This is a genomic window from Mesorhizobium sp. P2_H9, assembly GCF_056403215.1.
The window spans coordinates 214,933-221,830 of sequence record NZ_JBFUFX010000012.1 but is presented as its reverse complement, the minus strand read 5'-3'; the positions used below and the strand labels follow the sequence as shown (position 1 = coordinate 221,830).

The 6,898-nt window shown below is 60.4% G+C and carries 6 protein-coding genes; all 6 read left to right on the top strand.

Features of this window, described 5'->3' with window-relative positions; genetic code table 11:
• On the top strand, positions 1 to 2,389 hold a 2,389-nt coding region (locus tag AC1DXN_RS23360; protein ID WP_477421674.1), incomplete at its 5' end, for a DUF5801 repeats-in-toxin domain-containing protein.
• Positions 2,390 to 2,449: 60 nt separating this feature from the next.
• Positions 2,450 to 2,821 carry a hypothetical protein gene (locus AC1DXN_RS23355; RefSeq protein WP_477271446.1) on the top strand — a complete coding sequence of 124 codons (372 nt, stop codon included), beginning with the start codon at positions 2,450 to 2,452 and terminating at the stop codon, positions 2,819 to 2,821.
• Between the two features lie 33 nt (positions 2,822 to 2,854).
• On the top strand, positions 2,855 to 3,601 hold the full coding sequence (locus AC1DXN_RS23350; RefSeq protein WP_477271444.1) for a lytic transglycosylase domain-containing protein: 747 nt from the start codon (positions 2,855 to 2,857) through the stop codon (positions 3,599 to 3,601).
• Positions 3,602 to 3,703: 102 nt separating this feature from the next.
• Complete coding sequence (locus AC1DXN_RS23345; protein ID WP_477271442.1) at positions 3,704 to 4,903, top strand: type 1 periplasmic-binding domain-containing protein; 1,200 nt, start codon at positions 3,704 to 3,706, stop codon at positions 4,901 to 4,903.
• A 33-nt stretch (positions 4,904 to 4,936) separates the two neighbouring features.
• Positions 4,937 to 5,644: a thermonuclease family protein gene (locus tag AC1DXN_RS23340; protein ID WP_477271440.1), complete on the top strand. Its 708-nt coding sequence runs from the start codon at positions 4,937 to 4,939 to the stop codon at positions 5,642 to 5,644.
• A gap of 269 nt (positions 5,645 to 5,913) precedes the next feature.
• Positions 5,914 to 6,666 (top strand): GGDEF domain-containing protein, encoded by a 753-nt coding sequence (locus AC1DXN_RS23335; protein ID WP_477271438.1) that lies wholly within the window; start codon positions 5,914 to 5,916, stop codon positions 6,664 to 6,666.
• The last annotated feature ends 232 nt before the right edge of the window (positions 6,667 to 6,898 follow it).

Genomic DNA, 6,898 nt, shown 5'->3' with positions numbered 1-6,898 from the left:
GGTCCTCAATGGCAATGTCGTCGAGGGCCGCACGGCCGGCAGCAACGCGCTGGTGTTCACGCTGACCGTCAACACCGCCAATGGCGACGTGACACTCGATCAGCAGAGGGCAGTGGTCCATCCCAACACCGCCAACCCCGATGACAGCACCACCCTCAGCGCCGACAACCTGATCAAGGTGACGGCAACGATCACCGACAAGGACGGCGACTCGGCAACGGCCTCGGTCGACATCGGCCAGAACCTGGTGTTCAAGGACGATGGTCCCTCGATCTCGGCGAACGCGCTGGTCCAGCTCGATGACGATGCGCTGGTTGGCGGCAACGTCGGCGGTACCGGTGACGTCAATCCCGACACCGCAAACACGACGGGAACGCTGGCGCATAACTATGGCGCCGACGGCGCCGGTACGACGCTGCTGACGGCGGCGGGTATTGTCCTCCCGGCCGGCTTCACGGCGTTGGCGAGCAATGGCGGCCAGACGCTGACGATCAGCCAAGGTGCCACGGCAGTTCTGCTGATCCAACTCGCCGACACCAACTCGGGCAGCTACACGGTCACCCAGTTGCATGCGATCGACCATCCGGCGGGGCTGGACGAGAACAATCTCCAGTTCACGGTCAACTATGTGACCACGGACAAGGATGGCGACGCGGCGACTGGCTCCTTGTCGATCAACGTCGACGACGACACGCCGACGATTAGCAACATTCAAGATGCGATCATGCCGAACGTCAGCAATACCGACGTTCACGGCACCTGGCAGCCGTCCTTTGGAGCGGACGGGCTGAGCCTCACTTCGGCAGTTGGCATCGCTATGGGAACTGCACCGAGCGGGCTGACCTATGCCTTTACCAGCCAGGGGAACAATGCCTTTGGCGATGCCGTGACCCAGGTCGACGTAAAGAGCGGAACGACGACACTCTACACGTTCTACGAATACACCCACTATGACACCGCCACGCATTCGTCCGAAATGTTCGCATACACGACGCTTGGCAGCGCGTTGGCCGCTTCAGGTGCCAACGAATACTTCACGCTGACTGCCTCGGCGGCAGGCACTTACGATTTCCACCTCGTGACGAACAGCCTGCAGTCGACCAGCACGTTCGATGTGGTATCGGGAATCCCCAATGGTAATGGCGATTTCGTGAAGATCGCGGGGGGGGCGGCCAGCTTCGTTAGCGATCCGCTTCCGGCCAGTGGCTACGACGTTCTCATTGACGGCTTCAATTCCTCCGACCCCAACGCGCTCGATCACAAGGTGTTCAAGAACGCCAACGGCATGGGCATAGACAACGGCAACCTGGACACGAACGAAACCCTTACCTTCAAGTTCGGTTTGCTCCAGAGCCAGGTAACGGTCGGCATCGGAAAAGGCGGGAACGATACGTCCGAACACTTCCAGGTGACCATCTGGGATGCGACGCATACCACTTCCGCAACTTGGAATGTGACGCAGACCGACGGCACGCCGTTGGTTGTCGACGCAGCCCACTGGGGAGGTACAGGAACGAATGCCTTCTTCAATTTCAGCGAGGTGGACGTAAAGAACGTTGCAAGCGCCCCAGGCGACGACACCAAGGTCGTTCTGCTGTCGCTTACCTATAACTCGCAGACAATCGTCAGCGACACCACGCTGAATTTTGCGCTCGGCATAACCGACCATGATGGCGACACCGTCACAAGTTCGGACAATCTGTCCGTCTCGCTGGTCGGAACCCATACCGGCACCGGCTATCAGGAGACGGGCACCAGCACGACCGCGGAAGTCATTCACGCGAGTTCCGGAGCCGACACCCTCAACGGTGGAACCGGCCTGGGCGATACCGTCGACTACAGCGACGCAACCGGATTGGTCACGATCAACCTCCTGACTCAGATCGTCGGCGGTGCAGGCGCGCTGGGCGACACGATCAGCAACTTCGAAAACGCGATCGGCTCGAACTTTGGCGATACGCTGACTGCCAACGGCGCCGGAAGCGCACTTTGGGGCGGCGGTGGCAACGACACGCTTGCCGGCGGTGCGGGCAACGACCTTCTGATCGGCGGCTTCGGCCAAGACACGCTTACCGGCGGGACTGGCGCCGACACGTTCAAACTCGATCATCTCGACATCAAGGATCTCATCACCGACTTCAATGGTGGCGAGGGCGATAAGATCGATCTGACCGCGCTGTTCGACACCGCTCCCGGTGGGGGCGATATCGGCAACTTTGTAAACTATGATTCGGGGACGCACATCCTCAGTGTCGACACCAGTGGTTCGGGCAATCCGGCCAATTTCGTACCGGTGGCCGAATTGACGAACGCGCCGATCGCCAGCACGATCACGCTGCTCTACGACGATGGCGTATCCCAGCACACGACGACGGCAAACGTGGTTTAACGGCATGGCGCGTGGCCACGCGACCATGTTATACATTGCTAATATCTAGGGGAGCTCATCATGAAACGTTCTGCAAGACTGCTGGTTTCCGCTGCGACGCTGTTGCTGGCAGTCGGGTCGACGGGCTATGCCGCCGACATCATCGAAGGTCCGTCGGTCGACTATTGCCGCACCGTGGGGACGTCCAACCTGGTGCTGAACGACAACATCGTCGATCTGAAGGAGCAGGTGGTGAAGCTGATGGACGAATCGGTTGCCGCCGCCAACAGCTCGGAATGGATCAATTCGTCCCGGCCCGTCTTCGTCTGGGCATCGGAGGCCAAGGTCGCTTGCGGCATGGCCTACGGCTACCTCAAGACGAACTACAAGGACGAAGACACCCTCAACAAGTGCGAGTGCTTCCACGACCGCATGGTCGAGTACATGCACTGACCGGAAGGGCAAAGGCGCGCCGGTTGGCTGACAATGATGGCCGACGGACCAATCTTGAGCGCGATCGCGTTGGTTGGTTTTAGCCAAATTGCCACACAAGCCCACGCCAACTGGTTGGAACGACCGTTGGCGGGGAGATACCAACCGTCTCATCCGACACTGCCCGTTCGCTGTGATGCCGCCACGCAATGGACACGAGAGACGTTCAAGGCGTTTGCCAGCTGTCAGGCATCGATCTACGGCCTGGAGCCGGTGCTGGCGCATGCCGTGATGGAAATCGAGAGCGGATTCGATCCCGACGTGCAGGGCGCAGACGGCGAAGTCGGCCTGATGCAGGTGATGCCGGCAACGGCGCGAATGCTTGGCTTTCGAGGCTCGCTCGATGAACTCGGCGTGCCCGCAACCAATATCGCGCTCGGCGTAAGATATCTTGCGCAGGCGAACAGGATCGCCGCCGGCGACCTGTGCACGACGGTCATGAAGTATCGCGCCGGGCACAATGAAAGCCGGTTCTCGGAGCTTTCGGTCCGCTACTGCCGGCGCGCGCGTGCAATTCTGGTAAGGGAAGGGTTTGAGGTGACCGGGCCTTTGCCGGTGGCGACATTCGGCTTCTCCGCATTTTCAGCCGAAGGGAACGACAGCGCCCCTCCCCAGGGAAAAAGGGTTTGCGTGCGCCGGGTGTTCGTTCCCGGGCCGCGATACATGAAATGCGCCGATTATCGAAGTGCGGGGCAAGCGAGCCGGATCAAGGCGCTCAGAGGCCGGCTCTTCGACGGCTGAACCGTGACCCAGGAATTACGAGACGGCGATGCAAGTCCGCCGTAGGATGAGTTGACGATCAGACCGGGAAGAACACCCGGCGGCATATAGGGTGGAGCATTCATGCAAGCTGGCCGACAGGTCCGTTGTCTGCGGACAGGGGCGATCGCATTTGCACTCGCTGTACTAATGTCGGGTTGCCAGTCGAAAGGCAGCGTTTCCGATGCTCTTGATCCAGCTGCGATCACCGCACCTGGAGCGCAAGCCGGCGGCACTGTGGCCGGTCCGGCCCAGGCGACCCAGTCGCTCGGCACGGGGTCAACGAAAATTACAATGCTGCTGCCTTTGTCCGCTGCCGGAACCGAGGGGGAAAACGGCAGGAAGATGCTCGATGGCGCCAAGCTCGCGATGGCGGATCTCGGCAATGCACTGCTCACGGTCACGGTCGAGGACACCAAAGGTGACAGCGCGCACGCCAGCGATTTGGCCGTGAAGGCGATCACCACGGGGTCGAAAGTCGTTATCGGCCCTGCCGAACTGCCGGCGGCCCAGCACATCGCCAAACTGTCGGGGTCGACGCGACCACCGGTCCTGGCGCTCGCCGACAATTTCGCCGGTGGTCCGGGCGTCTATGCCGTGTGTCTCAGCGAGGCCGACAGCGCGGCCGCGGGCGCCGCAGGCATCGCGGCGAAAGGCTTGAAGAAGTTTGTGCTGCTCGTCGAAGCCGGCGCGAATGCCAGCGCCGTTGAAAAGCGCGTCGCCAACAGCCTCAGCATCTATGGCGCGACGCTGGCGGTCACACTGCCGTATTCGGCAGGCGACGGCGGCACCAAGGCGGTCGCCGACCTGGGCTCGCTCGTGGACACGCCCGACGCGGTCATCGTTGCCAGCGGCGACGACAGCCCGTCGCAGATCCTTGCCGCGTTGAAATCGAAAGGCATTCCGGGGAAGGCGATCGCAGTCGTCGGAACCAACCGCTGGCTGGAATATCCGATGGAACCGCTGTTCGAGGGTGCCTATATCGCCACGCTCGATCCGAGCGAAACCGGGCCGATCGCAGACCGTTTCAAGACGACCTACAATTACCCTGCCGACACCAATGTCGCCTACGCCTATGATATGGTTGCCCTGACCGCGGGAATTGCCAGCGCAGTCGGGCCTGGTGGCTTCAGCAAGCAGGTTCTCGAAAATCCTAGCGGGTTTCGCGGATCGACAGGCCTGTTTCGGTTTCGGGCGGATGGATCCAGTGAACGATCGATGCCATTTTATCAGGTTCAAAAGGGTGCGCTCAAACTGGTCGCCAAATCGACGTCCGGTTTCTGACCCGGAAGAAGCCTTTGGGGCCATCTCGAGCTGATGGCCAGGCTGGGCCGAAACCACCTGGTGATCGCGCTCGGAAGCCTCCTGCTTATGGGCGGAGCCTTGCTGATCATCCAGGCCAAGGCCTTGCTTTCGGCTGATCAGCCTGTCCCGGCCCTGCCTCGGGCTATTGACGGCAAGCAGGCAACCCGACCGGCCGCGGCCATTGCCGGTGCTCAACGGCGTGGACCCGCGCGCAAAATTGCTCAAAACTTCATCGCTCCGCCGCAACTCGACCCGTCGGAGATCGAGCGCGTTGAGCCGCGTCCGCCTCTGAGTGACCTTGGCCTGGCTATGCCCCCGGAAACGCCGATGCCGGACGATTGGCGCGAGATCCTGCTTTACCGTCCGATTGCCACGTCGTCCGCGATCTTCGAATCCATGGGTCGGACGGTGGTCATCAGTGGAGTCCAGAGCGTCGATCCGGATAAGACCTGCTCGCTTCACGATGTCGCCTCCTGGCCATGCGGTCAGCGTGCACGCGCAGCTTTCAATTCCTGGCTGCGCGGCCGGGCGCTTAAATGCTTCGTGCCACCGGAAATCGACCGTTTTACCATTGCCGCACCATGCAAGCTGGGCAAGCAGGACGTCGGCGCCTGGCTTGTTTCCAACGGCTGGGCGACGGCCTTGCCGAGCGGCATCTACGGCAAGGCGGAGGCGACGGCCAGACGCGCGGAGATGGGCATATTCGGCCCGCCTCGATAGTCAGCTCGTCCTTTTGAACCTCCATGCCATCATCACCGGACGGAACTGGAGCAACACAGCCGGACAAGGGAACCGTGCGACGGTTGTTCAGGTGACACTAATGATCTAGTTACCTGCCAGGACGCAATTTTCCTCTGGGCAATTTCAGCTTGCCTTGTGGCCAGTTGGTTAGAGGCTATTCGGCCCAATTCATCAAATTTTATTGTTTCTTCAAGCCAAAATTGTAACTAACCGGCCTTATACCAGCCTATCTGACAGGAGATCGGTTAGTGACAAAAGCGATGGCGAACACCTCCGCCCAGGCATGGAAAGGCGTCGCATGGCTGACCTTTCTCGGAACCGCGGGAATTCTGGGCGTTTCTCTTGTCCTCAACTATCTGCTGTTGTTCGCCGAAGGGCTGACGCCCTTTGGCCGAAGCATGATCACGGCAGTTCTGTTGCCCGTCGTCGTTGGTGTCCCGGTTTTTCTATTCATTGGTTTGAAGCAGATTGAGAGCCGTCGTTATCGACAGGAACTCAACAAGTCGGCGACCTTTGACAGCCTGACAGGCTGCCTGAACGGGGCGGTCTTCACGTCGATGGTTGAAAGGCGAACAACAAGACCGTCAGCGCCGGGTCCGAGGTCGGGCGCCTTCCTGGTCATCCACCCCGAACATATCAGGTCCATCAATCTGCGCTTTGGTCTCGGCTGGGGAGACGAAGCCTTACGGCTGATAGCCGCGACGATCCAATCATCGGTGCGCAAGGAAGATCTGGTCGGTCGCATCGGAACGTCCATGTTCGGAGTGTTTCTGCCCGGCGCGACGGAAGACGACGCCAAGGAAATCGGCGAGCGTATCCGGACCCGCGTGGCGCAAGTCTATTTCGCGCCAAAAGGAACCGAGGATGCCCTGGCTATCAGCGTCGGCGGCGTGGTGTTTGAAAGCGAGCTGCAGTTCGAAGACATGTTCCGGTCAGCGGAATCGCAGCTATCCGGCGTCGAACACGAAACTGGATTTCAATTGTCACATCTTCACAATTAACTCCGAATCCATCGCGACGAAATCCGGTGACAAAGGGGGCGGCTGGCCGGCTCATGTCCGCACCGCTGGCGTAACATTCTGTGTGGCAACATTCGCTGAAAGTCTTGGTTTGCTTGGCTTGCGGCCGAAAATCGAATCCCGCTCTCTCCGCCAGTTCCGCGATCACGCTATATCAACTGGCCCGACCTCTGTTAGCTTGGTCCTGCAGCGGACTTGATTTCCGCTTGGCCGG